Genomic DNA, 1739 nt, shown 5'->3' on the forward strand with positions numbered 1-1739 from the left:
AAGACTTAGTCTTGGACTCAATTTTTAACAGTTTAAAACTGTTTACTATGTATTTAAAGATATTTCTCATAAAATAATCGAAGCTTTTCTGCCTATTGCTTATAGCCTAGAGCATATTAATATCCAATTTTAGTTCGGCGGGGTGTTAGCCTTGAGACACCCCAATGAGCTTATTTGCTACTATTTTTAGAACGATAGTACTTTGATGAGTGCTGAGTTTTGAGTGCTGAGTTTTGAAGTCAAGTATCTGTTATTCAGTTGTATGTAAATTGAATTTCACTTTAATGATTCACAATTCACCACTCACAACTTATCAATAGTCTGGTTCTATTATGTGTATGCTTTTCTTATAACAAAACAAAAAACTAATTAAAACCATGAAAATTTCACAAGAAGAAAGAATCCAACAGTTGGTAACTGACTGGACTACAAACCCTCGTTGGGCAGGAATCGAAAGACCTTATAGTGCTGAAGAAGTAGCTCGTTTGGCGGGTTCTTATAAACTTGATTACAGTATTGCACGTATGGGTGCAGAGCGTCTTTGGAACTTGTTGAAAAATGATCATTGGGTAGCTGGATTGGGCGCTTTGACAGGCAACCAAGCTGTACAAGAGGTACAAGCAGGAATGAAGGCTATCTATTTATCTGGATGGCAAGTAGCAGCCGATGCGAACTTGTCGGGCAATATGTATCCTGACCAAAGTTTGTATCCAGCCGATAGCGTTCCTGCGGTGGTGAGAAGAATTAATAATGCTTTGTTACGTGCTGATCAAATTCAAAATGTCAATGGTGATGGCGACGTGCATTGGATGGTACCTATCGTAGCTGATGCAGAGGCAGGTTTTGGAGGTAATTTGAACGCCTTTGAATTGATGAAATGGATGATTGAAGCAGGAGCATCAGGCGTACACTTTGAAGACCAGTTATCTTCTGCAAAAAAGTGCGGTCACTTAGGAGGAAAAGTATTAGTGCCTACACAAGAGGCTATCAATAAATTAGTGGCTGCTCGTTTGGCAGCCGATGTAATGGGCGTTCCGACTTTGGTAATTGCACGTACCGATGCAGAGGCCGCCAATTTGATTACGGCGGATGTAGATGAAAGAGATTTGAAATTTATCCAAGCCGATAAAGGAAGAACTTCAGAAGGTTTCTTCTATGTAAAAAATGGGCTTGAACAAGGTATCGACCGTGGTTTGAGCTATGCGCCATATTCAGACTTGATTTGGATGGAAACAGGAAATCCAGATTTGGGAATGGCTCGTGAGTTTGCTCAAGGTATCCATGCCAAATATCCTGGCAAAATGTTGGCTTACAACTGTTCGCCATCGTTTAACTGGGCGAAGTTTATGGACGAGAAAAAAATGGAAACATTCCGTGAGGAGTTGGCAGATATGGGCTACAAATTCCAGTTTATTACTTTGGCAGGTTTCCATGCCTTGAATACCGCTATGTTCGAGCTATCAAGTGCGTATGTACAACGTGGAATGGCTGGTTTCTCAGAATTACAACAACGTGAATTTGCACTACAATCAAAAGGCTTCAAGGCCGTAAAACACCAAGCATTTGTAGGAACAGGTTATTTTGACGCAATCCAAAATACCGTTACAGGAGGCTTGGCATCTACTGGCGCCTTGAAAGGCTCAACCGAAGAAGAGCAGTTTCATTAGAATAATTATGAGTTGTGAATGTTGAATTGTGAATTGTGGAATAGAAAGCATCATTAGTTATTACATTCACTA

General features: G+C 40.2%; 1 protein-coding gene. It reads left to right on the forward strand.

Annotation, left to right across the window (positions count from 1 at the left end; translation table 11 throughout):
- The first annotated feature begins 377 nt into the window (after window positions 1-377).
- Window positions 378-1667: an isocitrate lyase gene (aceA, locus tag ACOVQ4_RS03465; protein WP_421819261.1), complete on the forward strand. Its 1290-nt coding sequence runs from the start codon at window positions 378-380 to the stop codon at window positions 1665-1667.
- The last annotated feature ends 72 nt before the right edge of the window (window positions 1668-1739 follow it).

The organism is Flectobacillus sp., from assembly GCF_049240685.1.
In the GTDB taxonomy this organism is placed as follows: Bacteria; Bacteroidota; Bacteroidia; order Cytophagales; family Spirosomataceae; genus Flectobacillus.